The organism is Bacillus sp. SD127, from assembly GCF_058566445.1.
Window position 1 is genome coordinate 1,464,078 of sequence record NZ_CP191226.1, and the last position, 25,817, is coordinate 1,489,894.

Here is a 25,817-nt window from a genome sequence, read left to right on the forward strand (position 1 = left end):
CTTTTTTCATTGGGGGTGGAAGTGATTTCATCGTATGTGTCAAAGGCGAAAAGCAAAACCTAAGCCTGTTCAACAAAAGGTGGTTGATCACACTTTGAGAACATGCCATGAGGTAGAAGGTTTTCCTGTATATTCAGAACAAACTTCTTTTTATCTTGGGACGATTTCTGATATTTGTTTTTCTCTTGAAGGAAATTGTCTTGGATTTATTCTTGAACAAAAACGTCTTTTTCATAACCATCATGCGCTTTTACGAGCATGTGATATCAGTTGCATTCTTCATGACCGGATATTGGCCGCAGTCAATTCAGAACAGCTTTTGCCTCTTCCGAAATCATGCTTCACATATGAGCAGATGAAAATGAAGCTCGTGAAATCGCAAGAGGGTGATATTTTGGGGATGCTGGAAGATGTATACTTTTGTTTGGACAAGGGCATAATCGTAGCATATGAACTCTCGGACGGTTTCTTTTCTGACCTGGCGGGGTGCAAACGCCAGATCCAAAGAGCGGATTCGCTTGTAGAGGTGCGGAAAGACGAGATCGTTCTGAACGGATAGAGGTGTGAGATATGCTTATATGCCCGAACTGCAAAAGTAAGGATATCGGGAAAATCGGCGTGAACCAATATTATTGCTGGGGCTGTTTCATTGAGCTGACAGTGGTCAAAGGGAAGATTGAAACTCATCAAGTGGAAGAAGACGGAACGCTAAGCAGCCTGGATGATTTGTTTTCTGAGGATGAACGCAGCATCAATTTTTAATAACGAAAGGAGATGCGCAGGATGAATCGGACAATGACTTCTCTTTTGGCGCTGGGAGCCGGGGCTCTCGTGTACCGAATGGCAACTCAATCTGACATGCTGAATAATCGAAGCATGAAGCGGATGAGAAAAAGAATGATGAAGATGTTTTAAGGAATGAAGGATACTCTCTTTAGAGTATCCTTTTTATGTCTGCCGTGCCTCTAGGCGTCTGGCTGCAAGTGAAAGACTGTAATTGACTGCAAAATACATCAATGCCGCCAGCAGAAAAATCGGGAAAAAATAACTGCCGTCAGCGCTTTGCCCGTTTAAAATCTGCGCGTTATGAATAAGCTCAGGCAGGGCAATCACAACAGCTAGCGATGTATCCTTTAATAAAGAAATAAACTGGCTTACGATCGGCGGAACCATCCGGCGAAGCGCCTGAGGCATCACAATAGAGAAAAGTGTCTGTGTATAGCTAAGACCGGAGGAACGCGCCGCTTCAATCTGCCCTTTGTCAACTGAATTCAGGCCGCTCCGTATGATTTCAGAAAGCATGGCGGATTCAAAGATTGTTAAGGCTGTAATAGCGGCAGCTGTAATTTCAAGTTTGATCCCGATTTCCGGCAGGGCGAAAAACGTAAAGAAAATAATTAATAATAAGGGGAGATTTCTGATCGTTTCAACGAGAACGGCAATCAGTTGAGAAAGAATTGGGATTTTCGCATAACGGAGAGTACCTGCGATCAACCCGAAAAAAAAGCTCAGAAAGATAGAAATAAATGCAACGTACAGTGTGACGAGAAAGCCGTCCCATAAAAAAGCTAAATGTTCAGATGAATAAGCTCCGATGAAATCCAATGTTTTTCACTCCTTATCAATAGCTTCTTTCCAGCCGTTTTTCCAAATAGTTAACACCGATACTAAGCGGTATCGTCAGCACTAAGTAAAAGAGTGCCACAAAGATATAGACATCAAAAACGACGAGCGTGCTTGATGACACCAAATCCGCCTGATACATGAGATCCAATCCGGCAACAACCCCGAGAATAGACGAGTTTTTGACCAAGTTTAAAAATTGATTGCCCAAGGGGGGGATCACAATTTTGATCGCCTGGGGCAAAATGATATATATCATTGCCTGGCTGTAGGTAAAGCCTGACGATCTTGCTGTTTCCATTTGCCCTTTTGAAACAGACTGGATGCCGGCTCTGATGGCTTCTGCGATAAAAGCAGACGTATAAATTGTGAGCGCAACGGTACCCGCTTGGAATCCATCCAGCCTCAGACCCGCATTTGGAAGTCCAAAGTAAAAGACAAATGTAATCAAAAGCAATGGGATATTGCGGATAAATTCGACATAAGCCGTCCCGAGCCATTGCAAGGGCTTAAATACTGTTATTCTCATCACCGCGACAAGAACGCCAAGCGCAAAGCTGCCGGCCAGCGCGATCAGGCTTGCGAGCAGCGTGTGGTAAAAACCGTCCATATACATGTCGAAGTTATCGAATAGAATAGACACATTCATATGCTTTATTCACTCTCCTTATAAAATCGGGATGAGCATCGCCTGCTCACCCCGGGATGTTCGTTATTCAGCTGGTTCTTCTTTAATCCATTTTTTATAAATCTCGTCATATCTACCGTCCGATTTCATCTTTTCGAGAGAAGCGTTAATTTCTTTTGCGAGAGCCGATTGTCCTTTTTTTACGGCAATTCCATATGGCTCATCCGTGAATGGTTCTCCTGTTAATTGATAATTTTTATTCTCGTCAGCCATTCCGTATAAAATAGCATTATCCGTTGTGAGAGCATCGCCTTGACCGGATTTCAGCGCTGTAAAGGCTTCGGTGTAGTTTTCGAACTCTAATACACTCGCATCAGGCGCCTTTTCGCGTATGTTTTGAGAGGAAGTGGAGCCTTTTACAGCGAGAACTTTCGAGCCTTTGCCAAGGTCCTCAATACTTTTGATCTTGCTGCCTTTTTTCACGAGAAGTGATTGGCCTGCTTCAAAATAGACATCGGAAAAGTCAACTTCCTTTTTTCGTTCATCAGTGATCGTCATCGTTGCGACAATGGCGTCGATATCTCCGTTTTGAAGCATCGGAATCCTTGTTTTTGATGTGACTTCTTTAAATTCAGCTTTGTTTTCGTCGCCTAAAATATCTTTAGCGATTTGTTTGGCAATGTCGATGTCAAATCCCTCGATATCACCTGAGCTTGGGTTTTTCAGGCCGAACAGCCTGGTGTCGGTTTTAACACCGAAAACAATTTTGTCTTGATCTTTAATGGCAGCTAATGTATCTTTTTTGCTATCCTTTGCGCTTTCTCCGTTTGACCCCTTGCTTCCGCATGCAGCAAGCATGACAACAGCGATTAAAGAAATCAATGCTAACGATAAAATCTTTTTCATACAAACTCCCCCATTTCTCTTTTTAATGATTTAAAATACGGCTCAAGAATAGGCGTGCCCGTTCTTCCTTCGGGTTTGCGTAAAACTCAGCCGGTGCTGCTTCCTCCAGAATGTTTCCTTCATCAATAAAGACAATACGATCCGCCACTTCTCTCGCAAACCCCATTTCATGCGTCACGACAACCATTGTCATGCCTTCTTTGGCGAGGTTCTTCATCACATCAAGCACTTCACCGATCATTTCCGGATCGAGCGCCGATGTCGGCTCGTCAAACAGCATGACCTCCGGCTTCATCGCCAGTCCCCGGGCAATAGCCACACGCTGCTGCTGCCCGCCGGAAAGCTGGGAAGGGTAGGCGTTAGCTTTCTCAGGGATTCCGACTTTTTCAAGGTAATACAGCGCAGTTTCCTTCGCTTGTTCAGCGGATTGTCCGAGTACTTTTACGGGCGCCAGCATAATATTTTGCAGCACGGTTTTATGAGGATATAAATGAAAGTGCTGAAACACCATTCCGATATTTCGCCGTACGTTATTAATGTCAGTTTTTCTGTCATTAATAACTGTGCCGTTTACGGTAAGTGTTCCTTCGTTAATCGTCTCCAGCCTGTTGATGCATCTGAGCAAAGTGCTTTTTCCGGAACCTGATGGGCCGATAATGACGACGACTTCACCTTTTTCGATTTGCAGGTTAATCTGCTTTAGCACATGAAAATCTCCGTAATGCTTGTTTACATTTTGAAATGAGATCATCGCAATCCTCCTAACAGAAACTTCAATAGTTATGTGTAAATGTAACTAACTTACAAGGTTGAGGATAGTAACAACACGATATGATGCATACCTTAGTGCGAAAAGGGTCGAACTTTTCTGAAAATTAAGCGTGGGAAAATATCCATTCCATTTGTAGGTGTAAAGAAAACATAAGAGAATAATTCCCTATAATCCTCAAAAGATATAGAAGAGGTGAAAGCAGATGCTCCAGAAACCGGTGCAGCTTTTGTTATGGGTGGCCATTTGTTTATTGGTCCTGTTAACAGTCTATGTCTTTTGTATGCTAGATATGTTATGGTCTCCCCTGTGGCTCGTCATAAAATCGATCTTTATTCCCTTGATCATTTCTATTTTTATTTCTTATTTATTACTTCCGGTCACTGAGTGGCTTCATGACAAAGGTTTGCCAAGGACTTTAAGCATTTTGGTGATTTACGTCCTTTTTTTTGGCGGACTGGGCTGGGCATTATATAAAGGTGTGCCTGTTCTAATCGTGCAGCTGACGGATCTGTCAGAAAATATACCTATGTTTGCCGAGACGTACAATGGGCTCCTTCTCCATGTGCATAACCATACAGATGACTGGCCGGACGGCATGCATCAGCGCATAGACAAAATGATTAGGCAGACAGAGGCGTTTTTCGCCGGCACAATCGAAGGGGCAATTAGCGGAATCCGTAAAGTGCTCGACTATTTCTTAATTGCGGCAACGATTCCTTTTCTCGTATTTTATATGGTCAAGGACATCGAATTGATGAAAAAAACGGTGTGGTATTTGACGCCGAAGTCGTGGAGGAAGCGGGGCAGCGCTTTTTTGCTTGATGTAGATGATTCTCTCGGTGATTACATTCGCGGCCAGCTGCTCGTCTGCTTGATTCTCGGAGCCGTAGCCGGTATTACATTTTGGATATTTGGCCTTCCGTATCCGCTGATACTGGGTCTTATCTCGGGTATTACGAATGTCATCCCGTACTTCGGTCCCTTTATCGGCGCTGTTCCTGCGCTTTTGATTGCAATGACGATTTCTGTGAAGGCCGTTCTTGTCGTTGTCATTACGGTGTTTGTACTTCAATTTTTGGAAGGAAATGTCCTCAGTCCGTTTATTGTCGGCAGAAGTCTCAAGATGCACCCGGTAGTGATCATGCTTGCGCTTCTTGCCGGAGGTGAGCTGGCGGGGATTGTCGGCATGATACTGGCAGTGCCTGCTGCGGCTGTTTTAAAAGTAATGATGATCCATTTTCTGCGGATGCGGACGGAGCATTGACATTGGCGTGCCGCTTGTCTATAATTTCTCGTAGAATACATACGAATCTCGAGTGACGGATCTGAGTACGCCGAAGCCCTGTTAAAGAGAGAAGCTCCGTAAGCTGAAAGGAGCTTTATCAGAAGATCGGAGGAAGCTAATCCTGAGTGCAGTTAATCGCTGCCGCACATCCTGCGTTATTGGATGAAAGGTGACGGGCGAATCATAAGGCCCGTAATCAGGGTGGTACCGCGAGACAGCTCTCGTCCCTGTGTAAACGTGTGTTTGCATAGGGGGAGGGCTTTTTTGCTGTCACTAAAGAGAATTTCGATTTTTATAGAGGAGGAAATACAATGAAACACTTAACTTCTGCTGAAGTGCGTCAAATGTTTTTGGATTTCTTTAAAGAAAAAGGACATGCTGTAGAGCCGAGCGCGTCATTAGTGCCTCATGAAGATCCTTCACTGCTTTGGATTAACAGCGGTGTTGCGACGCTGAAAAAATATTTTGACGGCCGCGTTGTGCCGGAAAATCCAAGAATCGTAAACGCTCAAAAAGCAATCAGAACAAACGATATTGAAAATGTGGGTAAAACCGCGCGCCATCACACATTCTTTGAAATGCTCGGAAACTTTTCCATCGGTGATTATTTTAAAGAAGAAGCGATCACATGGGCTTGGGAATTTTTAACGAGTGACAAGTGGATTGGTTTTGACGAAGAGCTTCTTTCTGTTACAGTTCATCCGGAAGATGAAGAAGCGTATGAGTTTTGGGCGAAAAAAATCGGTGTTCCGGAAGAAAGAATTATTCGCCTAGAAGGGAACTTCTGGGACATCGGCGAAGGGCCGAGCGGACCAAACACAGAAATTTTCTACGACCGCGGTGAAGCGTACGGGAACGATCCTGACGATCCGGAGCTTTATCCTGGGGGAGAAAATGACCGCTATCTTGAAGTATGGAACCTTGTATTCTCTGAGTTCAACCATAATCCGGACGGCACGTATACGCCGCTTCCGAAGAAAAACATCGATACAGGGATGGGGCTTGAAAGAATGGTATCTGTCATTCAAAATGTCCCGACAAACTTTGATACTGATTTGTTTGTTCCAATCATCAAAGCGACAGAAACGATTTCCGGTGAAGCATACGGCCAAGATCATGTAAAAGACACTGCATTTAAAGTCATCGCCGACCACATCAGAACGGTTGCTTTTGCTGTCAGTGACGGGGCGCTTCCGTCAAATGAAGGACGCGGCTATGTATTAAGACGTTTATTGCGCCGCGCTGTGCGTTATGCCAAAACGATCAACATCAACCGTCCGTTCATGTACGATCTTGTGCCGGTTGTTGCTGAGATCATGGCTGCTTTCTACCCTGAAGTAAAAGAGAAGGAAGAATTCATCTCGAAGGTCATTAAAACGGAGGAAGAACGCTTCCACGAAACACTGAATGAAGGACTTGCCATCTTGTCAGAAATGATCAAAAAGGAAAAAGATAAGGGCAGCAGCGTCATTTCAGGTGCGGATGTCTTTAAACTTTACGACACGTACGGATTCCCGGTTGAACTGACTGAAGAATATGCGGAAGATGAGAACATGACAGTTGACCATAAAGGCTTTGAAGAAGAAATGAACCAGCAGCGCGAGCGGGCCAGAAATGCACGTCAGGATGTCGGCAGCATGCAGGTGCAGGGCGGCGCATTACGCGACGTAACAGAAGAAAGCACATTTGTCGGCTACTCCCAAACAAAGGCTGATGCCAATGTGATTGTGCTTCTGCAGGACGGCCAGTTAATTGAAGAAGCACATGAAGGCGAAACTGTACAGATCATTCTTGACGAAACACCTTTCTATGCGGAAAGCGGCGGTCAAATCGGCGACAAAGGCTTTTTGCGCAGCGAGCAGGCAGTGGTAAAAGTGAAAGATGTGCAAAAAGCGCCGAACGGCCAGCATGTGCATGAAGGTGTTGTCGAGAGCGGAACCGTTCAAAAAGGCATGCATGTAACAGCTGAGGTTGAAGATCATATGAGAAGCGGCGTGATTAAAAACCATACGGCAACGCACTTATTGCACCAGGCCTTGAAGGATGTTCTTGGAACGCACGTCAATCAGGCGGGCTCCCTTGTGAATGAAAACCGCCTTCGTTTTGACTTCTCACACTTCGGGCAAGTGACAAAAGAAGAACTCGAACGAATTGAAGTCATTGTAAACGAAAAGATTTGGGCAAGCATCCCGGTCAGCATTGATCTGAAACCGATCGCTGAAGCAAAAGAAATGGGAGCTATGGCTCTGTTCGGAGAAAAATACGGTGATATTGTAAGGGTTGTTCAAGTCGGAGATTACAGCCTTGAGCTTTGCGGCGGGTGCCATGTCAGCAACACAGCGGAAATCGGCTTATTTAAAATCGTATCTGAGTCTGGAATCGGAGCGGGCACTAGACGGATTGAAGCTGTAACAGGACAAGGCGCTTACGTGGAAATGAACAGCCAGATCTCAGTTTTGAAGCAGACTGCCGACGAACTGAAAACAAATATCAAAGAAGTGCCGAAGCGCGTTGCTGCGCTGCAGGCTGAGCTGAAGGAAGAACAAAGAGAAAATGAATCTCTTCTGGCGAAACTCGGCAACGTTGAAGCAGGCGCGATTCTATCAAAAGTAAAAGAAGTTGATGGTGTCAGCGTGCTTGCGGAAAAGGTAAACGCCAAAGACATGAACCATCTTCGCACAATGGTTGATGAACTGAAAGCAAAAATCGGCTCTGCGGTCATCGTGCTTGGCGCTGTGCAAAATGATAAAGTCAATATTTCTGCCGGTGTTACAAAGGATCTGATTGAGAAAGGCCTTCATGCCGGCAAGCTTGTCAAACAAGCCGCGGAAGTTTGCGGCGGAGGCGGCGGAGGCCGTCCGGACATGGCACAGGCGGGCGGCAAACAGCCGGAAAAATTAGAAGAAGCATTGGCTTCTGTAGAAGATTGGGTGAAATCCGTTTTATAATTTGCCCATGTAGTGTAGAATGATGGTAAGATTAGGACCCCAGGCTGAACTTTGCCTGCGAATTTGGGAAAGAGGTGCAAAACGGTGAGCTCGTTTGATAAAACGATGAAATTTAATTTCTCCGATGATTCTGCCGAGACTAACGTAAATGAGGTGCTGATTACCGTGTATGACGCGCTTCAGGAAAAGGGCTACAATCCAATCAATCAGATTGTCGGATACTTGCTGTCAGGTGATCCCGCTTATATTCCTAGGCATCGTGACGCTCGCAATTTAATTCGCAAACTTGAAAGAGACGAATTAATCGAGGAATTGGTGAAGTCTTATTTAGAACAGCATAAAGAGGCGTAAATAAACAATGAGAATATTAGGGCTCGATTTAGGAACCAAAACACTCGGTGTTGCTCTGAGCGATGAAATGGGCTGGACTGCTCAAGGCATTGAGACCATAAAGATAAATGAAGCAGAGGGCGATTACGGATTACCCCGTTTATCTGAACTGACAAAAGACTATACTATAGATAAGATCGTGCTCGGCTTTCCTAAAAACATGAATGGAACAGTCGGCCCGAGAGGTGAAGCCAGCCAAACATTTGCGAAAGTGCTTGAAACCACGTACAATGTTCCTGTTGTGCTGTGGGACGAGCGTCTTACCACAATGGCGGCTGAAAAAATGCTGATTGCCGCTGATGTCAGCAGGCAGAAACGAAAAAAAGTCATTGATAAAATGGCGGCTGTTATGATTCTGCAAGGATATCTTGACAGCTTAAATTAAAGCCAGAGGTGAATATAATGGAACACGGCGAAAAAAATATTACAATTGTTGACGATCAAGGAAATGAACAGCTTTGCGAAGTGCTGTTTACATTTGAAAACGAAGAGTTTGGCAAATCTTATGTGTTGTACTACCCAATTGAAACAAAGAATGACGAAGAAGTAGAAATTCTTGCTTCCAGCTTTACGCCAAACGAAGATGGTGAAGACGGCGAACTATTCCCGATCGAAACCGATGAAGAATGGGATATGATAGAAGAGACATTAAACACGTTTTTAGCGGAAGAAGACGAAGAGTAAAAACCGCGCCAAAAGCCGGAGCCTATACTGCTCCGGCTTTTTTTCTGCTTATAAAGAGACTTTTTTTGTAATAAATTGCCGAAACAGCATGAATCATGTAGTATAAAAGCTGATGGGAGGAGACCTTATGTATATTAATCAGCAAAAAAAATCATTTTTAAATAAAAAAAGAATTGTACTGTCTTCCATTATTGTGCTGCTTCTCATCATAGGCGGAGCATTTTTATATGGGAAATCACTGCTGGAACCTGTTGAAAAAAACAATAAAACGACAGTTAATATTAACATTCCGAGCGGATCGTCTGTATCTGCGATCGCATCGATTTTGAAGGAAAACAATGTCATAAAAAGTGAAAAGGCATTTCAGTACTATGTAAAATATAAAAAAGCTTCCGGATTCCAAGCCGGGTACTACCATCTGAACAAAGGAATGGATCTGGATGCCATTATCAAGAAGCTGACAAGCGGAGCAACAAGCTACGCCTTTCAAATCACGGTGCCTGAGGGGAAACAGCTGACACAGATCGCCACAGCCATTGCGGAGGAAACGAAATACTCAAAAAAACAGGTCATGGCAAAGCTGGACGATAAAACGTTTATCAATCAGCTGAAAAAGGAATTTCCGGACACCGTTACAAACGATGTTTTTCAGAAAAATATAAAGCATCCGCTGGAAGGATACCTATTCCCGGCTACATATCCATTCCACGATCCGGATACGTCGCTTGAGAATATCATAACTGAGATGATGAAACAGACAGATTCTTATGTGAAGACATACAAAACAGAAATGAAGAAAGAAAAGCTTTCTGTGCATAAGCTGCTGACGATGGCTTCTTTGATCGAAGAGGAAGCGACTGAAAAAGCCGATCGCCATAAAATTTCCAGCGTCTTTTATAACAGGCTGAAAAAGAAGATGCCGCTTCAGACCGATCCGACCGTCTTGTACGCGGCTGGCAAGCATAAAGACCGGGTGCTATATAAAGACCTTGAAATCGATTCGCCGTACAATACGTATAAAAACACCGGTCTGCCGCCAGGACCGATTGCCAATGCCGGAATGTCGTCATGGGAAGCGGCGCTTCATCCGGATAAAACGGACTATCTGTACTTTTTAGCAAAATCAAACGGTGAGGTCGTATTTACGAAAACATTAAAAGAACATAATAAAGCAAAAGAAAAATATATTTCGGCAAAAAATCAGAAATAAAAGGAGAGCAAAAGCTCTCCTTTTATTCGCATTCCGCAAGGTTTTATGATAAAATATATCGGGTTGTTTACTAACGTATACAAGTTGTGCTCAGAGAGTGTCCTGTGTCAAAGACTGGGGCACTCCTTTTTAGAACGGGAGGCTGTTTGTTGTGACAGACCGCTATGAACAAATAAATGACTATATAGAAGCATTATTGAAGCCTCAGCCGGATAACGTGAGGAAACTGGAAGCATATGCGGAAGAACATCATGTTCCGATTATGGAAAAAGCGGGCATAGAAGTGCTGCTCCAAATTTTGTCTGTCAAACAGGCGAAGAAAATACTGGAGATCGGAACGGCTATCGGTTACTCGGCCATTCGAATGGCGCTGGCACTGCCGTCTGCAGAAATATATACGATTGAACGCAATGAGACACGCCATGAGGAAGCTGTTAACAACATAAAGGATTTTCAGCTTGATGACCGAATCCATGTGTTTTACGGGGACGCGCTCGAATTAGCAGAAGCCGTTCATGTCACAGCGCCATATGATGTGATTTTCATTGATGCTGCTAAAGGTCAATATCAAAACTTTTTTCACTTATATGAACCGATGCTTTCGCCAGACGGGGTGATTTTAACAGACAACGTGCTGTTTAAAGGTCTGGTGGCAGAGGATTACAGCAAAATAGAACCAAAAAGAAGGCGCAGGCTGGTATCAAAAATCGATGAGTATAATCATTGGCTGATGAATCATCCGGATTATCAAACTGCGATTATCCCTGTTGGGGACGGGCTTGCGATCAGTAAAAAGAAGAGGTGAACGTCATGAAAAAGCCAGAGCTCTTAGTCACACCGACAAGTACGGCAGACATTTTGCCGCTGATTCAGGCGGGGGCAACTGCGTTTTTAGTTGGGGAACAGAGATACGGTCTGAGATTAGCGGGGGAATTTTCCCGTGAGGATGTAACGAAAGCGGTAGACATTGCCCATAACGAAGGAGCAAAAGTATACGTTGCCGTAAATGGAATTTTTCATAACGATAAAGTGGGAGAACTTGGCGATTATCTCGCTTTCTTAGCGGAAACGGGCGTTGATGCGGCTGTATTCGGCGATCCTGCCGTTCTTATGGCTGCACGTGAATCAGCGCCGGAGCTGAAGCTTCATTGGAGCACAGAAACGACAGGAACCAACTATTATACATGCAACTACTGGGGACGTAAAGGCGCAGCTCGATCTGTGCTTGCCAGAGAATTAAATATGGACAGCATTGTTGAGATCAAAGAAAACGCAGAAGTTGAAATTGAAGTCCAGGTGCATGGAATGACCTGCATGTTCCAGTCGAAGCGTTCCTTGATCGGAAACTATTTCGAATACCAAGGCAAAGTCATGGACATTGAAAGAAAGAAAAAAGAATCCGGCATGTTCCTGCATGATAAGGAACGCCATAATAAATATCCGATTTTCGAAGATGAGAACGGCACACATATCATGAGCCCGAACGATGTGTGCATTATTGATGAACTTGAAGAGCTGATAGATGCGGGAGTCGATTCTTTCAAAATCGACGGTGTTCTGAAATCATCTGAATACTTAGTGGAAGTCACCAGCATGTACAGAGAAGCGATTGATCTGTGTGCGGAAAACCGTGACGATTACGAAGCGAAAAAAGAAGACTGGATCGAACGTATTGAAAACATTCAGCCAGTAAACAGAAAAATAGATACCGGCTTCTTCTTTAAAGAAACGGTTTATTAATGAAAAGGAGGTTACGCTATGACTGCCGTAAATGATAAGATTTCTAAAATAGTTGATGGTAAGCGTGTGATTACGAAAAAGCCAGAGCTTCTCGCGCCTGCGGGGAATCTTGAAAAGCTGAAAATTGCTGTACATTACGGAGCGGATGCCGTCTTTATCGGAGGGCAGGAATACGGGCTTCGTTCGAATGCGGATAACTTTACGATTGAAGAAATCGCAGAGGGCGTGGAATTTGCGAAAAAATACGGCGCGAAAATTTACGTCACGACAAATATTTTTGCCCACAATGAGAATATTGACGGGCTTGAAGATTATTTAAAAGCTCTCGGTGACGCCAATGTTGCCGGCATCATTGTGGCAGATCCGCTTATTATCGAAACCTGCCGCAGAGTAGCGCCTCACGTTGAGGTTCATTTGAGCACGCAGCAATCTCTCTCCAACTGGAAGGCTGTTCAGTTCTGGAAGGAAGAAGGGCTTGACCGTGTGGTGCTGGCCCGTGAGACAAGCGCGCTCGAAATCAGAGAAATGAAAGAAAAAGTAGATATCGAAATTGAATCCTTTATTCACGGCGCGATGTGTATTGCATACTCCGGCCGCTGTGTCCTGAGCAATCACATGACAGCCCGCGATTCCAACCGCGGAGGCTGCTGCCAGTCATGCCGCTGGGATTATGATTTATATCAAACCGACGGGGCCAATGCCGTTGCTTTATACAGTGAAGAAGATGCTCCGTTTGCAATGAGTCCGAAAGACTTGAAGCTGATTGAGTCGATTCCGAAAATGATTGAAATGGGCATCGACAGCTTAAAGATTGAAGGACGGATGAAATCCATTCACTACGTAGCGACAGTTGTCAGCGTGTATCGTAAAGTGATTGACGCTTATTGCGCTGATCCCGATAACTTTGTGATTCAAAAAGAATGGCTGGAAGAGCTTGATAAATGCGCCAACCGTGACACTGCGACAGCTTTCTTCGAAGGAACACCAGGCTATGAAGAGCAAATGTTTGGCGAACACGGCAAAAAAACAACATTTGATTTTGTCGGCTTAGTGCTGAATTATGATGAGGATACACAAATGGTCACTCTTCAGCAGCGCAATTTCTTCAAAAAAGGCGACGAAGTAGAATTTTTCGGTCCGGAAATCGAAAACTTTACACATACGATTGAAACCATTTGGGACGAAGACGGAAATGAGCTAGACGCTGCCCGCCATCCCCTGCAAATTGTCAAATTCAAATTAGACAAAAAGATTTATCCGAGCAACATGATGAGAAAGGGGAAGTAATCACCCATGGGTAAGAGTCCAGTAGTCATTGGAATCGCAGGAGGTTCCGGTTCAGGAAAAACGAGTGTAACACGTTCAATTTATGAACAATTCAAAGGGCACTCGATTTTAATGATCCAGCAAGACCTCTATTATAAAGACCAAAGCCATCTTCCATTTGAAGAAAGGCTGAATACAAACTATGATCATCCGCTTGCGTTTGATAATGACTATTTAATCGAGCATATTCAAGACCTATTGAATTACCGTCCGATTGAAAAGCCGATTTACGATTATAAGCTTCACACACGGTCAGAAGAAACGGTTCACGTAGAGCCGAAAGACGTGATTATTCTTGAAGGCATTCTTGTTCTTGAAGATAAAAGGCTGCGCGACCTGATGGATATCAAGCTTTACGTTGACACAGACGCTGACTTGCGCATCATCAGACGGATTATGAGAGATATTAATGAGCGCGGGCGCTCTATTGATTCTGTCATTGAACAATATGTGTCTGTTGTCCGCCCGATGCACAATCAATTCGTTGAGCCGACAAAGCGATACGCTGATATTATTATCCCGGAAGGCGGACAAAATCACGTTGCAATTGATCTGATGGTCACAAAAATTCAAACCATTCTTGAACAAAACGCGATTTTGTAATACCATAGCATAGACATAAATAACTCTGACCATATTATGTATAGGCAGGAAGGGGATGTGTAAATTCCCTTCTTTCCCTGTTTATAAACGCGAAATATTTGCAGAACCACAAGATTCAGTTTAAGATAAACAGTACCAATATGGGAGAGAAGAACGAGGACTGCCCTGTGTTCTCATTCTTGTATTTTAGTTTATGCTCTCATACATAATCGAAGATGTTGAGGGACAACCAGAAGGAGTGAAGGGACATGGCACAAGAGAAAGTTTTTCCTATGACTGTAGAAGGAAAACAAAAACTTGAACAAGAATTAGAATATTTGAAAACGGTTAAACGAAAAGAAGTAGTAGAGCGCATCAAAATCGCGAGAAGTTTCGGGGATCTTTCCGAAAACTCTGAATACGACTCAGCGAAAGAAGAGCAGGCATTCGTAGAGGGCCGTGTAACGACTCTTGAGAATATGATCCGCAATGCGAAAATCATTGAAGATGACGGCGGCTCTAACGTTGTCGGTTTAGGTAAAACCGTCACTTTCGTCGAACTGCCTGATGGTGATGAAGAATCTTATACAATCGTCGGAAGCGCTGAAGCTGATCCGTTTGAAGGGAAAATTTCAAACGACTCGCCGATCGCTAAAAGCCTGCTTGGCAAAAAAGTAGATGATGAAGTCACAGTTCAGACACCGGGCGGAGAAATGCTCGTGAAAATTATGAAAATTTCATAATATCCGTTTAGCAAAGAAACACCTCGTCCACAATGTGGGTGAGGTGTTTTTTTATGAAGTTATCGAAACGAATGAAGCTGGCTGTTCTGGCTTTTTTAATCGTGTTTTTTCTGCTTTTGCTGAGGCTCGCGGAAATCCAGCTGTTTTTCACAGAATCATTTTCGAAAAAGAAAATTAATTTAATACAGGAAAGTGTTAATCAGCGGACGGAGGAAGTGCTCATTTCTGACGGCAGAGGATCGTTTTTAGATCGAAACGGCCAAGCGCTGACTGGGACAAGCGAGCCTGCGGTTGTCTTGTTCCCTTTTCTGTTAACGCAGGACTGGCCGATTAAAAAAGTCGCAGAGATTCTCGGCATGTCTGAAGATGATTTGCATCAGACTCTTGCAAAATCGAAAAAACCAGTTATTTTACATCAAAAGAAAATCAAAACACTTTCGAAGGAATCTATCACAAAAATCAATTCTTTGAAATATCCTGGCATTTACGGCGTATATATGGAGAATGAAGACAAGCCCAGTCTTGCCTCGCATACGATAGGCACAACCAATCAAGATCCGGCGCTTCTCCGCAATAAGTATCCTGAAAAGGAAAACCTGCCGATTAAAACGAAAATCGGCACAACTGGTTTAGAACGGACATTTGATGAGTTTTTGCTCCCGGAACAGGACACGAAGCTTTTGTATCATGTGGACGGAAAAGGAAACCCTTTGTTCGGCATGGACGTCAAATATACAGCTGAGGCCAACTCATTTTATCCGCTCCAAGTCAAAACAACGATTGATCAAAGCATTCAAAAAGCGATAGAAGGCATACTAGATGATCAGGGGCTGAAAAAAGGAGGAGCGGTGCTGCTGGACATCGAAAAGAGCAGTGTGTTGGGCATCGTAAGCAAACCGGATGCCGATGTGTCCAGACAAAACACGCTTCAAAATTATATGCTGACGCCAATCTATCCCGGCTCCGTTTTTAAAACTGTGATAGCGGCAGCTGCGATTGAGCATAACGCGGTAAAGCCGAGTCAAACCTTTAATTGTAATTTAAACCTGTACGGCGAACCGGGAGACGATAAAGGAACCCTGTCCTTTGAAGAAAGTTTCGCGCAAAGCTGCAATTACACGTTTACCAGTCTTGCCGAACAATTAATGAAGAAAGACCATTCCGTCATTGAAGACATGTCAGAAAAGCTGTCCCTTACAGATCGGGCAGGCTGGGAAGGAAAACTGTACCACGAGTCAGATTTCCGCCAATTCTATAATGAAAAAAGCGGCGTGATTTGGGGGGATGAAAAAGACAAATCAGTCAAAAAAGCAATTGCGCAAACAGCGATCGGGCAGAAAAATGTAAAGGTAACACCGCTTGAGGTAGCTAATATGATGGCGACAATCGCCCGCGGCGGTGAAAAGCGGCAGGTGAAAATCGCAGAGCAGATTGAATACAAAAACGGCACAACGCTCGTCAAGTTTAAAGATCAGAAGCTTAAAGGAGAAACAATAGACAAATATACGGCACAGCAGCTTCAAAAAATGCTGCGGCGGGTGGTGGAATCTCCTTCCGGAACGGGCAGAAGGTTTCAGGATCTCTCGTATACTGTAGCAGGGAAGTCAGGCACCGCCCAGACAGGCAAGCTTTCAAAAGATAAAGAAACGCTTTATGAAAAATGGTTTTCCGGGTATTTTCCCGCGGATAAGCCGAAATACGCGCTTGTCGTATTGCACATGGATACGCCGGGGGATAAGGCTCTGACAAATTCGGTGTTTTATGATATTGTTAAAAAAGTACACGAAATTGAAATCAATCAGAAATAGAACAACTTCTCAGCACATGGTAAAATATATGCTGAGCCAAGAGGGATAAAGGAGTGCAGAATTATTGAGCAATAATCAATCTCGTTATGAAAACCGTGATAAGCGCAGGAAAGCTAATTTAGTGCTTAACATCTTAATCGCAATCGTATCTATTCTAATTGTTGTAGTAGCAGCCAATCTCTTCATTAACAGTCCTTCTAGCAAAGATGTCAGCAAGGATTCTGAAACGGCGCAAAAACAGGAATCTCCGGCTTCAGGAAAGACGGAAAAGAAATCGGATGAGGATATAAAAGACAGTAAGAAAGATACATCTGACAGCGAAAAGGATTCTGAGAAATCTTCTGACGCAGATTCAGATTCCAAAAAAGATGATTCTTCTAAAAGTGATGACTCAGATTCAGATTCAGACTCAAATTCAGATGACCCGCTTAAAGACGCAAAAGTCACAGAAGGCGGCTCATCAAGTGATGTGGAAAAAACGTATGAAAATCCTGACTGGAAAGCAGTCGGAACTGAGCAGAAGGGCGAGCATGCCGCCACTTATGACTCAAGCTCACAAGACTGGGCTGAGATGCTGAAAGCCATATCATATGCAACCGGTGTTTCAACAGATAACATGACCGTGCTCTGGCTCGGAAATAACGGCAGCCCTCAGGATGCCAAAGGTAAGATTTTAGATAAAACGAGCGGAGAGAAATATCAAGTAACGATTACATGGGTTGATGAAAAAGGCTGGAAGCCGACAAAAGTAGAAAAATTAAAATAAACAAAAGCAGCCGAATCTTTCGGCTGCTTTTGTTTTACACCTCAGCCGCAAAATGAACAACGGCGCTGTAAAAAAATTTTCCGTCTGCCACAGCAGTTTGATGCGAGACAGATTTCACACGCAGCATGATTGCTTTATTGTTTTCAATTTGTGTGTTGATTTTCTTTTCAAGCTCCTGCAATGATGCCGCTTCGAAAAATTCTACTTTGTCTTTAATCAGATCCAATTGAAAATTCATCTTTCGACCCCTCCGCCTTTACAAGTCATATGAAGTATAAGCCTTTTTACGCTGTACGCGCAATATATGACTGGATAAAAAACACAAAGTGTTTTAGTACCTACTTTCAAGAAGATATGGTAAGATAGGAACTGTTCCATCATTAATTCATAGTATGCTTATAGGAATTATAAAATATGGAGTGTGACAACTATGGGACGTGAATTTATCCCTCTTTTTGAGGATTGGGCCGCAACTTACGATCAAACAGTTCAAGGTTTTGATATTCAGTATAAAGAGGCGTTCAGAGGCTATGATGATATTTTGAATGCCATTGTCAGCCGGTCAGGGATTCGTGTATTAGAATTTGGGCCAGGGACCGGCAACTTGACAGCGAAACTGCTTGAAGCGGGGAAATCTGTATTTGGAGTCGAGCCGTCTCCGGCGATGCGCAAGTTAGCATCTGACAAGCTTCGCGGCAGGGCGGAAATTGTTGACGGAGACTTCCTGACATTCCCTGAACCGCCATTTCAGGCTGACACGATTGTCAGTTCATATGCTTTTCATCATTTGACTGACGAAGAAAAACGAGCCGCAATAAAGCAATATGGCAAATACCTTCACATGCATGATAAAATAGTGTTTGCCGATACTGTCTTTGAACACGAGGAAGCGTATAATCAAGCCATTGATAAAGCACGTTCTCAGGGCTTCTATCAGCTGGCGAATGATTTAAAGACAGAGCATTATCCCACATTGGAAACGATGAAAGAGATGTTTACAGCTGAAGGTTTTGCAGTCCAATTCATTCAGCAAAACGACTTCGTGTGGATAATGGAGGCGATCAAACGGTAAAGTGAAGGGAATGTGTATAGATGAAACTAGCAGTCATCGGAGCAATGGAAGAGGAAGTAACCATCCTAAGAAACAAACTGGAAAATGCAAAAACAGAAACGATCGCGCACTGTGAATTTACAACAGGCCAATATGAAGGAACTGAAGTCATTCTTTTAAAATCAGGAATCGGAAAAGTGAATGCTGCGATCAGCACGACACTTCTGCTTGATCGCTACAAGCCTGATTATGTGATTAACACAGGCTCAGCGGGCGGATTTCATCATACACTGAATGTGGGAGACGTCGTCATTTCTACTGACGTTCGCCATCATGATGTAGATGTAACGGCCTTTGATTATGAATACGGACAGGTGCCAGGCCTTCCGGCTGCTTACGCCGCAGATGAAAAGCTGATCAGCATTACTGAAGAAGCGATTTCTGAGCTTGACGGCATTCAAGTTGCAAAAGGAACGATCGCAACAGGTGATTCTTTTATGAATGATCCGAAGCGGGTCGAAGAGGTGCGTGCGAGATTTTCTGATCTGTATGCGGTTGAAATGGAGGCAGCGGCAGTCGCTCAAGTGTGCCACCAGTTTAAAACGCCGTTTGTTGTGATCAGAGCATTATCTGATATCGCAGGAAAAGAATCACATGTATCATTTGACCAATTTTTAGAGCAGGCCGCTGTTCACTCAACAGAGCTTGTGTTAAAAGTGATCAAACGAATTCATTAAAACGGGGGAGTGTTCTCCTCCGTTTTCTCTAAAACAACCTCTATCAAGGAGGAGGACATATATGACAGTTATTACGGACATTACGGAGCTGATTGGGAATACACCGCTTCTCCGCTTGAAGAATTTTGATATTCCTGAAGGAGTGGCTGTATATGCCAAGCTGGAAATGATGAACCCTGGCGGAAGCATAAAAGACAGACTGGGAGATATGCTGATTCGTGACGCCCTGGATTCAGGCAAAGTGAAGCCCGGGGGAGTCATTATAGAGGCAACGGCCGGAAATACAGGTATCGGGCTTGCCCTTAACGCCAGAAAACATGGTTTAAAAGCCATTTTCTGTGTTCCGGAACATTTCAGCAAAGAAAAGCAGCAAATTATGCAGGCGCTAGGAGCGTCAATCGTGCATACGCCGCGTAAAGACGGAATGCAGGGAGCCATTCAAAAAGCGATACAGCTGGAGAGGGAAATTGATAATTCCTATTGTGTTTTGCAATTTAAAAACCGAGTAAATCCATCGACTTACTATAAGACTCTTGGGCCTGAAATATGGAAAGCGCTTGACGGCAATATTCATACGTTTGTCGCGGGGGCAGGATCAGGAGGCACATTCGCGGGAACAGCATCCTTCTTAAAAGAAAAACATCCCGCAGTCAAAACAGTGATTGTCGAACCGGAAGGCTCCATATTAAACGGCGGAGAGCCTTATGCTCATAAAACAGAAGGGATCGGCATGGAGTTTATCCCTGACTATATGGATCAAAGCCATTTTGATGAAATATATACGGTAACAGATGAGAATGCTTTTAGACTTGTGAAAGAAGCGGCTGAAAAAGAGGGCCTGCTGATCGGAAGCTCTTCTGGTGCAGCGCTTTATGCGGCATTGGAGGAAGCGAAAAAATCGTCTGCCGGAACAAATATTGTCACAGTATTCCCAGACAGCAGTGATCGGTATATCAGCAAACATATATACGAAGGAGGCATCTGATATGAAGAAAAAAACATTGATGGTACATGGCGGGATCACAGGTGATGAGAAAACAGGAGCTGTTTCCGTTCCGATATATCAAGTGAGCACGTACAAGCAGCCAAAAGCAGGGCAGCATACCGGCTATGAATATTCAAGAACGGCCAACCCGACAAGAACTGCACTGGAAACGCTTGTGACAGAGCTCGAAGCCGGGGAAGCAGGTTATGCGTTCAGCTCAGGAATGGCTGCAATTACAGCTGTTATGATGCTGTTTAACAGCGGAGACCATGTGGTTTTGACTGATGACGTGTACGGCGGGACATATCGAGTGATGACAAAAGTGCTTAACCGTCTCGGCATTGAATCAACTTTTGTGGATACAAGCAGCAGAGAAGAAGTCGAAAAAGCGATTCGTCCCAATACAAAGGCAATTTATATTGAGACACCGACAAATCCGCTTCTCAAAATCACCGATTTATCACTGATGGCAGATATTGCGAAAAAAGCGGGGGTTCTTCTAATCGTAGACAACACCTTTAATACACCATATTTTCAGCAGCCGCTTACTTTAGGCGCTGATATCGTACTTCACAGTGCGACTAAATATCTCGGCGGGCACAGTGATGTTGTCGGCGGTTTAGTTATTACAGCTTCGAAAGAGCTTGGAGAAGAGCTGCATTTTGTGCAAAATTCAACAGGCGGCGTGCTCGGCCCTCAGGATTCATGGCTGTTAATGAGAGGGATCAAAACACTGGGGCTCAGAATGGAAGCAATCGATCAAAACGCGCGGAAAATCGCAAGCTTTCTTGAGCAGCATCCTGCTGTTCAAACGTTATATTACCCTGGTTCTCCAAACCATCCGGGACATAAGCTTGCGAAATCTCAAGGATCAGGCTTTGGAGGCATGATCTCCTTTGATATTGGCAGTGAAGAGCGAGTGGATGCCTTTTTAGGCAAACTTAAGCTGTTTACAATTGCAGAAAGCCTGGGCGCTGCAGAAAGCTTAATTTCTGTTCCGGCTAGAATGACACATGCTTCTATTCCGAGAGAGCGCCGGCTTGAACTCGGCATTACGGACGGCTTGATCAGAATCTCTGTGGGAATAGAGGATGGGGAGGATTTGCTGGAAGATATCGAGCAGGCTCTTAACATTTTATAACAAATGGATAGATTTACTTTCTCTGTAAGCTGCCAGAGTATATTATAATAGTCGTATACTATGAATCTGGCAGGTGATTCTTTTATGAAGAAGAATAGAATGAAATCATTAAAAGAAGACTACAAGCATTTCGCTTTTACCTTGCTTGCAGTCAGCACTTTTTTATATATAGGCGCGGTTCTTCCTGATCAGGGCTTAACGTTAGGCCAGAAATCAGTTATGTTTATGACGGATTGCGTGTTTTTAGCCGGCGCTTTCTTTTGCGCCGACCGTTCACTTGTATATAAGAAGCGCTTGGAAGAAGCCGACGAATAAAAAAACAGCCATCAACTGATGGCTGTTTTTTTGTTATTCTTCCCGCAGCTCTTTTCCCATGCCTTTTAAAAACTGAAGGCCGAAGCCGACTGCTCTGTTAATATCAGGGTCGTTCATCGCTTTTAAAAGATCGAGAATGCCGACTTTCTTGTCTTCTTTTAAAAAGCTTTGCGCCTGTTCGGTTCCCGCCATTACGCTTTCTAAAAGCTTGCCTGTAAACGCAGGATCAGCCTTTGTCAAAGCGCCTCCAGCCGCCATCATCGTGTTGATGAGGTTTGTGACAGGCTCGCGAGATACCTGGCCAAGCGCGATTTTGGCGATGTCTTCTTTCGCCCTCAGCATGCTTGCTGCTGCATCAAAGATGCCAAGCTCATTAAGTTCACTCATTAACGTCATGGTTTTCGAGACGGCATCCTCATTTTCCGTCAGCAGCTCCTTCAGCTCCTCGATTTTCTCAAGCTTGATTTGCTCCGCTGTTTTTGTTTCTTTTTTGATCGTTGTAATCGGAGTGGCCATTTTCGTTTCCCCCTTTCATTTAATCAGTCAAATGGACATAACCCGGACGGTTCCATTTTCTTTCTGCCTCGACGCCGTTTTGCGGATTCCGTTTCTTGTTGCGCGGATTTGTTTTAGGAAGCGGTGCGCTTTCGCAGCCTCCAAGCACCTCCATGCGAACCTTCGTTTGTTTGTAAGCAGGCGTGTTCGTGCGTTTATCAGCCGCAGGCCCTGTCAGGAAGTTAATCGCTGAATCCTTGTCTGTCGAGTTCATCGGCAGGTAGAGTTCATTTTTTCGCACACGGTCAGTAATGAGCGCATTTAATTTAACAGCTCCGAACGGAGAAACGAGGCGAACCAGTGAACCGTCACAAATGCCGCGCTCCTGTGCAAGCTCCGGCGATACTTCGACGAATACATTCGGCACTTTGGATTGAATGCCTTTCGATTTATTTGTCATATTTCCTTCATGGAAATGCTCAAGCATCCGGCCGTTATTGATGTGAAGATCATATTCCTCAGGGAAAGCGGCAGGTTCAGTCCAATCAGACAGTGCAAAACGGGCTTTCTTGTCTGGGAAATTAAATCCGTCTTCATACAGAAGCGGCGTGCTTTCACCTGTGAAGCTGCCCCATAGGAAGGTGTTCCAGCCTTCAAGCACCTCATAGCTGGCTTTTCCAAATAGAGGAGAAAGACTCGCCATTTCAGAGAAAATGTCGCTTGGATGGCTGTAGCTCCATCCGGCTCCTAAGCGGTTTGCCACCTCTTGAATAATCCACCAATCCGGTTTCGCGTCTCCAAGTGTCGGAAGCGCTTGATACAATCGCTGCACACGGCGCTCTGTATTGGTAAACGTTCCATCTTTCTCAAGAGATGGAGTGGCAGGCAAGACGACATCGGCATATTGAGCCGTTCTCGACAGGAAAATGTCCTGAACCACGAAGAAATCAAGGCTTGATAAAATATCATGCACATGGTTCGCATTCGAATCGACCAGTGCCATATCTTCACCAACAAGGTACATGGCCTTCATCTTGCCTTCTTCAATGGAATGAAGCATTTGAATATTGTCTAAACCTGGTTTTCCTTCAATCTCCACACCATAAGCCTTTTCAAATTTGGCGCGTGCTTCGTCATCTGTAATATGCTGATATCCCGGAAGCCAGCCTGGCAATGTCCCCATGTCGCAAGCGCCTTGAACGTTATTGTGTCCGCGCAGAGGATAAGCGCCGGCACCCGGACGGCGGTAGTTGCCTGTTGCCAGAAGCAGGTTCGAAATCGCTGCTGACGTATCAGAGCCGCCCGTATTTTGAGTAACACCCATTCCCCAAAGAACACAAGTGCCGTCAGCGTCACGAATCATTTCGGCAATTCGAATGATGTTTTCTTTAGAAAGGCCTGTGATGCGTTCCGCATAATCAAGCGTATAGGTTTTAAGCGTTTCTTTATAATCTTCAAAGTAATTCACGTTCTCATCAATAAACGCTTGATCATGCCAGCCTTGGTCGATCATATATTTCGTAACGGCCATCAGCCATACTTGGTCTGTACCTTGTTTAGGACTGATGAACAGATCAGACCGCTCAGCCATCTCATTTTTCCGCAGGTCGGCAACGATTAATTTTTGTCCATGGAGCTTGTGTGCACGTTTGACCCGTGTTGCAAGCACCGGATGTCCTTCAGCCGGATTGGCGCCGACGATGATGACGAGTCCGGCCTTGGCAATATCTTTAATCGTGCCGGCGTCACCGCCCATGCCGACCGTACGGAACAACCCGTCTGTAGCAGGAGACTGACAGTAGCGAGAGCAGTTATCGACGTTATTTGTTTCAAATACCTGACGCGCTAATTTTTGGATGACATAGTTTTCTTCATTCGTAATTTTAGAAGAAGAAATGAATCCGACAGAGCCTTTGCCGTATGTCTCTTTAATTGCACCTAATCTGCTTGCGACTAGATCGAGGGCTTCTTCCCAAGATGATTCAACAAAAGCCCCGTTTTTACGGATTAAAGGCTTTGTAATCCGTTCTTCAGAGTTGACGAAATCCCAGCCGAATTTTCCTTTCACGCATGTAGAAATCGCGTTAACCGGAGCATCGGAAACAGGCTGGATCTTTAAGATATCCCGGCCTTTTGTCCATACTTCAAAGGAACAGCCGACGCCGCAGAACGTACATACCGTTTTGGTTTTTTTCGTTCTCGTTTCACGCATTGCCGCTTCAACTTCAGAAATGGCAAAAATGCTGCTGTACCCCGGTTCAACATTTTTGACAAGGTCAATCATTGGTTCCATGACATCCTGCTTGATGCCCGTCATAAAGCCAGCCTGGCCAAGCATTGATTTTTCCATCAGTGCATTACACGGACAAACCGTGACACATTGGCCGCAGCTGACACAAGAAGATTCATTGATTGAAACTCCTTCATCCCAAATAACCCGCGGACGTTCGCGTTCCCAGTCGATAGAGAGTGTTTCATTGACTTGAAGGTTCTGACACACCTCAACACACTGGCCGCAGGCGATGCATTGGTTTGGATCATATCGGTAAAACGGGTGAGACATATCAACCGCACAAGACGGATCTTCTTTTGGCGTATAAGGGTATTTTTGATGCTCGATCCCCATCATTTCCGCTGTATTATGCAGTGTACAGTTCCCATTGTTATTATCGCAAACTGTACAATACAGCAAATGATTTTCAAGAAGGCGGTCCATTGCTTCGGTTTGTGCCTCTTTCACCCGATTTCCCGAAAGATCAATTGACATTCCGTTTTCAGCGACCGTAGAGCATGAACGAACCAGCTTGCCGTCTGCCTCTACAATGCATGTATCGCATGTTTGAATCGGATCAACCTCTGGGACGTGGCAGATTTGCGGATACTCAATCCCATTTTCATTTAAAATATCTAAAATTGTGGCCCCTGCTCGTGCTTGAATTTCTGTTCCGTCAACGCGGACACTGATCGACTTATCGTCCATCATATTCATATTCCCCTCCATCTTTCTTTCAAGAAGTCAAAAAAGCCATGTATAGATACACCTGTCTTTCATTCACAGAAGGTGTAAACACACATGGCGGAATAGTTCACTAGCAAGTCTTACTAACAGACCAATCCTTGATTTTTATAAACCGATAGACTCATAACAAGATCCTATTACAAATCCATCAACACTGCTTTTATTATAAAGTGATATTTATTATAATACAATATGACAGGAAAATTTTAACCAAGTGAAATGTCCTGAGGGGAACCGGGAACGGCCTTTTTTAAGGCAAAATCGGAAGGGGTAATCAGCATGTCAAAGAAAATTCATGAGTTCAATGATATTATTCGAAAACTTCGCAAGGAATTGTTCGGCAAAGGACCTGAACGGATTCACACGGTATTTGTAGATAATATGGCTGTGTCGACGCTCTACGGCAACCTGAGCGCGAGCGAGCAGTTTATCGCCCGCACGCCTGAGGGAAGAGAAATGGTACATGCGGCCCGGACAAGCCTGATTCAAGACCTTTACTCTAAAAAAACGCCGGAAGGAATGGAGGAGCTGATCGGGGCTAAGCTTGTTCATTTGTTTTCTGATATCAAAATTGAAGAAAATATCGCCGTATCTGTTTTTGTCTTTGACCGAAAAATTGACGACCAAAAAGAAGTTCTTTTTAACTAGCATATTTGCCATTGA

The 25,817-nt window shown here is 44.2% G+C and carries 29 protein-coding genes; 22 read left to right on the top strand and 7 right to left on the bottom strand.

Annotation, left to right across the window (positions count from 1 at the left end; all coding sequences use genetic code 11):
• Nucleotides 1-34: 34 nt before the first annotated feature.
• Genes ACQVGS_RS07470 through ACQVGS_RS07480 form a run of 3 tightly spaced genes read left to right on the top strand, consistent with a single transcriptional unit; the run spans nt 35 to nt 915 of the window.
• A complete protein-coding gene (locus tag ACQVGS_RS07470) occupies nt 35-559 on the top strand; it encodes a PRC-barrel domain-containing protein (protein WP_151174396.1) in 525 nt (174 codons plus the stop codon).
• An 11-nt stretch (nt 560-570) separates the two neighbouring features.
• On the top strand, nt 571-762 hold the full coding sequence (locus ACQVGS_RS07475) for a YrzR-like zinc ribbon domain (protein WP_010335110.1): 192 nt from the start codon (nt 571-573) through the stop codon (nt 760-762).
• A gap of 21 nt (nt 763-783) precedes the next feature.
• Entirely contained in the window at nt 784-915 is a 132-nt protein-coding gene (locus ACQVGS_RS07480; RefSeq protein ID WP_024122308.1) for a YrzQ family protein, read from the top strand.
• A gap of 33 nt (nt 916-948) precedes the next feature.
• On the opposite strand, the gene ACQVGS_RS07485 is transcribed toward ACQVGS_RS07480, so the two are convergent.
• The 4 genes from ACQVGS_RS07485 to ACQVGS_RS07500 form a co-directional block, all read right to left on the bottom strand.
• Complete coding sequence (locus ACQVGS_RS07485) at nt 949-1,605, bottom strand: amino acid ABC transporter permease (protein ID WP_106020184.1); 657 nt, start codon at nt 1,603-1,605, stop codon at nt 949-951.
• Nucleotides 1,606-1,621: 16 nt separating this feature from the next.
• Nucleotides 1,622-2,272: an amino acid ABC transporter permease gene (locus ACQVGS_RS07490; RefSeq protein WP_106020183.1), complete on the bottom strand. Its 651-nt coding sequence runs from the start codon at nt 2,270-2,272 to the stop codon at nt 1,622-1,624.
• A gap of 63 nt (nt 2,273-2,335) precedes the next feature.
• Nucleotides 2,336-3,157: a transporter substrate-binding domain-containing protein gene (locus ACQVGS_RS07495; protein ID WP_024122305.1), complete on the bottom strand. Its 822-nt coding sequence runs from the start codon at nt 3,155-3,157 to the stop codon at nt 2,336-2,338.
• Between the two features lie 22 nt (nt 3,158-3,179).
• Nucleotides 3,180-3,908, bottom strand: coding sequence for an amino acid ABC transporter ATP-binding protein (locus ACQVGS_RS07500; protein WP_024122304.1), 729 nt, complete (start codon nt 3,906-3,908; stop codon nt 3,180-3,182).
• Between the two features lie 223 nt (nt 3,909-4,131).
• Here ACQVGS_RS07500 and ACQVGS_RS07505 point away from each other — a divergent pair, with 223 nt between their 5' ends.
• From ACQVGS_RS07505 to ACQVGS_RS07565, 13 genes are all read left to right on the top strand, one after another.
• On the top strand, nt 4,132-5,193 hold the full coding sequence (locus ACQVGS_RS07505) for an AI-2E family transporter (RefSeq protein WP_024122303.1): 1,062 nt from the start codon (nt 4,132-4,134) through the stop codon (nt 5,191-5,193).
• A 332-nt stretch (nt 5,194-5,525) separates the two neighbouring features.
• Nucleotides 5,526-8,162 (top strand): alanine--tRNA ligase, encoded by a 2,637-nt coding sequence (alaS, locus tag ACQVGS_RS07510; RefSeq protein ID WP_151174395.1) that lies wholly within the window; start codon nt 5,526-5,528, stop codon nt 8,160-8,162.
• An 84-nt stretch (nt 8,163-8,246) separates the two neighbouring features.
• Nucleotides 8,247-8,513: an IreB family regulatory phosphoprotein gene (locus ACQVGS_RS07515; RefSeq protein WP_003225903.1), complete on the top strand. Its 267-nt coding sequence runs from the start codon at nt 8,247-8,249 to the stop codon at nt 8,511-8,513.
• A gap of 7 nt (nt 8,514-8,520) precedes the next feature.
• Nucleotides 8,521-8,937 (top strand): Holliday junction resolvase RuvX, encoded by a 417-nt coding sequence (ruvX, locus tag ACQVGS_RS07520; RefSeq protein ID WP_024122301.1) that lies wholly within the window; start codon nt 8,521-8,523, stop codon nt 8,935-8,937.
• Between the two features lie 17 nt (nt 8,938-8,954).
• Nucleotides 8,955-9,236 carry a DUF1292 domain-containing protein gene (locus tag ACQVGS_RS07525; RefSeq protein WP_010335105.1) on the top strand — a complete coding sequence of 94 codons (282 nt, stop codon included), beginning with the start codon at nt 8,955-8,957 and terminating at the stop codon, nt 9,234-9,236.
• 127 nt (nt 9,237-9,363) lie between these two features.
• Nucleotides 9,364-10,446, top strand: coding sequence for an endolytic transglycosylase MltG (gene mltG / locus ACQVGS_RS07530; RefSeq protein ID WP_151174394.1), 1,083 nt, complete (start codon nt 9,364-9,366; stop codon nt 10,444-10,446).
• A 151-nt stretch (nt 10,447-10,597) separates the two neighbouring features.
• Nucleotides 10,598-11,251, top strand: a complete 654-nt coding sequence (locus ACQVGS_RS07535; protein WP_024122299.1) for an O-methyltransferase — start codon at nt 10,598-10,600, stop codon at nt 11,249-11,251.
• A 5-nt stretch (nt 11,252-11,256) separates the two neighbouring features.
• On the top strand, nt 11,257-12,186 hold the full coding sequence (locus tag ACQVGS_RS07540) for a peptidase U32 family protein (protein WP_095714640.1): 930 nt from the start codon (nt 11,257-11,259) through the stop codon (nt 12,184-12,186).
• Between the two features lie 18 nt (nt 12,187-12,204).
• The gene (locus tag ACQVGS_RS07545) at nt 12,205-13,473 is read left to right on the top strand and encodes a peptidase U32 family protein (protein WP_044154332.1); all 1,269 of its coding nucleotides are present in this window, start codon (nt 12,205-12,207) and stop codon (nt 13,471-13,473) included.
• A gap of 6 nt (nt 13,474-13,479) precedes the next feature.
• Nucleotides 13,480-14,115, top strand: a complete 636-nt coding sequence (udk, locus tag ACQVGS_RS07550) for a uridine kinase (protein ID WP_010335100.1) — start codon at nt 13,480-13,482, stop codon at nt 14,113-14,115.
• Between the two features lie 248 nt (nt 14,116-14,363).
• On the top strand, nt 14,364-14,837 hold the full coding sequence (gene greA, locus ACQVGS_RS07555) for a transcription elongation factor GreA (RefSeq protein ID WP_491831311.1): 474 nt from the start codon (nt 14,364-14,366) through the stop codon (nt 14,835-14,837).
• A 53-nt stretch (nt 14,838-14,890) separates the two neighbouring features.
• On the top strand, nt 14,891-16,645 hold the full coding sequence (locus ACQVGS_RS07560) for a peptidoglycan D,D-transpeptidase FtsI family protein (protein ID WP_491831313.1): 1,755 nt from the start codon (nt 14,891-14,893) through the stop codon (nt 16,643-16,645).
• Nucleotides 16,646-16,709: 64 nt separating this feature from the next.
• The gene (locus ACQVGS_RS07565) at nt 16,710-17,411 is read left to right on the top strand and encodes a YrrS family protein (protein ID WP_106020180.1); all 702 of its coding nucleotides are present in this window, start codon (nt 16,710-16,712) and stop codon (nt 17,409-17,411) included.
• 34 nt (nt 17,412-17,445) lie between these two features.
• Here the strand turns inward: ACQVGS_RS07565 and ACQVGS_RS07570 are convergent, their stop codons facing one another.
• Complete coding sequence (locus ACQVGS_RS07570; RefSeq protein ID WP_024122294.1) at nt 17,446-17,649, bottom strand: YrzA family protein; 204 nt, start codon at nt 17,647-17,649, stop codon at nt 17,446-17,448.
• 192 nt (nt 17,650-17,841) lie between these two features.
• On the opposite strand from ACQVGS_RS07570, the gene ACQVGS_RS07575 reads away from it, so the two are divergent.
• The 5 genes from ACQVGS_RS07575 (at nt 17,842) to ACQVGS_RS07595 (ending at nt 21,640) form a co-directional block, all read left to right on the top strand.
• Complete coding sequence (locus tag ACQVGS_RS07575; RefSeq protein WP_024122293.1) at nt 17,842-18,483, top strand: class I SAM-dependent methyltransferase; 642 nt, start codon at nt 17,842-17,844, stop codon at nt 18,481-18,483.
• Nucleotides 18,484-18,503: 20 nt separating this feature from the next.
• Complete coding sequence (gene mtnN, locus ACQVGS_RS07580) at nt 18,504-19,199, top strand: 5'-methylthioadenosine/S-adenosylhomocysteine nucleosidase (protein WP_024122292.1); 696 nt, start codon at nt 18,504-18,506, stop codon at nt 19,197-19,199.
• Between the two features lie 61 nt (nt 19,200-19,260).
• Nucleotides 19,261-20,184 carry an O-acetylserine dependent cystathionine beta-synthase gene (locus ACQVGS_RS07585; RefSeq protein ID WP_101864608.1) on the top strand — a complete coding sequence of 308 codons (924 nt, stop codon included), beginning with the start codon at nt 19,261-19,263 and terminating at the stop codon, nt 20,182-20,184.
• 1 nt (nt 20,185) lies between these two features.
• Nucleotides 20,186-21,325 (top strand): bifunctional cystathionine gamma-lyase/homocysteine desulfhydrase, encoded by a 1,140-nt coding sequence (locus ACQVGS_RS07590; protein WP_491831317.1) that lies wholly within the window; start codon nt 20,186-20,188, stop codon nt 21,323-21,325.
• 84 nt (nt 21,326-21,409) lie between these two features.
• Entirely contained in the window at nt 21,410-21,640 is a 231-nt protein-coding gene (locus ACQVGS_RS07595; protein WP_010335091.1) for a YrhC family protein, read from the top strand.
• A 33-nt stretch (nt 21,641-21,673) separates the two neighbouring features.
• Here ACQVGS_RS07595 and ACQVGS_RS07600 read toward each other — a convergent pair whose 3' ends face one another.
• Nucleotides 21,674-22,156 carry a helical membrane plugin domain-containing protein gene (locus ACQVGS_RS07600; RefSeq protein ID WP_010335090.1) on the bottom strand — a complete coding sequence of 161 codons (483 nt, stop codon included), beginning with the start codon at nt 22,154-22,156 and terminating at the stop codon, nt 21,674-21,676.
• 19 nt (nt 22,157-22,175) lie between these two features.
• Nucleotides 22,176-25,118, bottom strand: a complete 2,943-nt coding sequence (gene fdhF / locus ACQVGS_RS07605; RefSeq protein ID WP_305934510.1) for a formate dehydrogenase subunit alpha — start codon at nt 25,116-25,118, stop codon at nt 22,176-22,178.
• Nucleotides 25,119-25,433: 315 nt separating this feature from the next.
• Between fdhF and ACQVGS_RS07610 the strand changes: the two genes are divergently transcribed.
• Nucleotides 25,434-25,802 (top strand): Na-translocating system protein MpsC family protein, encoded by a 369-nt coding sequence (locus ACQVGS_RS07610; protein WP_024122287.1) that lies wholly within the window; start codon nt 25,434-25,436, stop codon nt 25,800-25,802.
• Nucleotides 25,803-25,817: the final 15 nt, after the last annotated feature.

What these genes read in the sequence shown, in the direction of transcription:
- ACQVGS_RS07470 (WP_151174396.1), top strand. Translation starts at nt 35, where the DNA reads ATGTGTCAAAGGCGAAAAGCAAAACCTAAGCCTGTTCAACAAAAGGTG.
- ACQVGS_RS07475 (WP_010335110.1), top strand. Translation starts at nt 571, where the DNA reads ATGCTTATATGCCCGAACTGCAAAAGTAAGGATATCGGGAAAATCGGC.
- ACQVGS_RS07480 (WP_024122308.1), top strand. Translation starts at nt 784, where the DNA reads ATGAATCGGACAATGACTTCTCTTTTGGCGCTGGGAGCCGGGGCTCTC.
- ACQVGS_RS07490 (WP_106020183.1), bottom strand. Translation starts at nt 2,272, where the DNA reads ATGAATGTGTCTATTCTATTCGATAACTTCGACATGTATATGGACGGT.
- ACQVGS_RS07495 (WP_024122305.1), bottom strand. Translation starts at nt 3,157, where the DNA reads ATGAAAAAGATTTTATCGTTAGCATTGATTTCTTTAATCGCTGTTGTC.
- ACQVGS_RS07500 (WP_024122304.1), bottom strand. Translation starts at nt 3,908, where the DNA reads ATGATCTCATTTCAAAATGTAAACAAGCATTACGGAGATTTTCATGTG.
- ACQVGS_RS07505 (WP_024122303.1), top strand. Translation starts at nt 4,132, where the DNA reads ATGCTCCAGAAACCGGTGCAGCTTTTGTTATGGGTGGCCATTTGTTTA.
- alaS (WP_151174395.1), top strand. Translation starts at nt 5,526, where the DNA reads ATGAAACACTTAACTTCTGCTGAAGTGCGTCAAATGTTTTTGGATTTC.
- ruvX (WP_024122301.1), top strand. Translation starts at nt 8,521, where the DNA reads ATGAGAATATTAGGGCTCGATTTAGGAACCAAAACACTCGGTGTTGCT.
- ACQVGS_RS07525 (WP_010335105.1), top strand. Translation starts at nt 8,955, where the DNA reads ATGGAACACGGCGAAAAAAATATTACAATTGTTGACGATCAAGGAAAT.
- mltG (WP_151174394.1), top strand. Translation starts at nt 9,364, where the DNA reads ATGTATATTAATCAGCAAAAAAAATCATTTTTAAATAAAAAAAGAATT.
- ACQVGS_RS07540 (WP_095714640.1), top strand. Translation starts at nt 11,257, where the DNA reads ATGAAAAAGCCAGAGCTCTTAGTCACACCGACAAGTACGGCAGACATT.
- ACQVGS_RS07545 (WP_044154332.1), top strand. Translation starts at nt 12,205, where the DNA reads ATGACTGCCGTAAATGATAAGATTTCTAAAATAGTTGATGGTAAGCGT.
- udk (WP_010335100.1), top strand. Translation starts at nt 13,480, where the DNA reads ATGGGTAAGAGTCCAGTAGTCATTGGAATCGCAGGAGGTTCCGGTTCA.
- greA (WP_491831311.1), top strand. Translation starts at nt 14,364, where the DNA reads ATGGCACAAGAGAAAGTTTTTCCTATGACTGTAGAAGGAAAACAAAAA.
- ACQVGS_RS07560 (WP_491831313.1), top strand. Translation starts at nt 14,891, where the DNA reads ATGAAGTTATCGAAACGAATGAAGCTGGCTGTTCTGGCTTTTTTAATC.
- ACQVGS_RS07570 (WP_024122294.1), bottom strand. Translation starts at nt 17,649, where the DNA reads ATGAATTTTCAATTGGATCTGATTAAAGACAAAGTAGAATTTTTCGAA.
- ACQVGS_RS07575 (WP_024122293.1), top strand. Translation starts at nt 17,842, where the DNA reads ATGGGACGTGAATTTATCCCTCTTTTTGAGGATTGGGCCGCAACTTAC.
- mtnN (WP_024122292.1), top strand. Translation starts at nt 18,504, where the DNA reads ATGAAACTAGCAGTCATCGGAGCAATGGAAGAGGAAGTAACCATCCTA.
- ACQVGS_RS07585 (WP_101864608.1), top strand. Translation starts at nt 19,261, where the DNA reads ATGACAGTTATTACGGACATTACGGAGCTGATTGGGAATACACCGCTT.
- ACQVGS_RS07590 (WP_491831317.1), top strand. Translation starts at nt 20,186, where the DNA reads ATGAAGAAAAAAACATTGATGGTACATGGCGGGATCACAGGTGATGAG.
- ACQVGS_RS07595 (WP_010335091.1), top strand. Translation starts at nt 21,410, where the DNA reads ATGAAGAAGAATAGAATGAAATCATTAAAAGAAGACTACAAGCATTTC.
- ACQVGS_RS07600 (WP_010335090.1), bottom strand. Translation starts at nt 22,156, where the DNA reads ATGGCCACTCCGATTACAACGATCAAAAAAGAAACAAAAACAGCGGAG.
- fdhF (WP_305934510.1), bottom strand. Translation starts at nt 25,118, where the DNA reads ATGATGGACGATAAGTCGATCAGTGTCCGCGTTGACGGAACAGAAATT.
- ACQVGS_RS07610 (WP_024122287.1), top strand. Translation starts at nt 25,434, where the DNA reads ATGTCAAAGAAAATTCATGAGTTCAATGATATTATTCGAAAACTTCGC.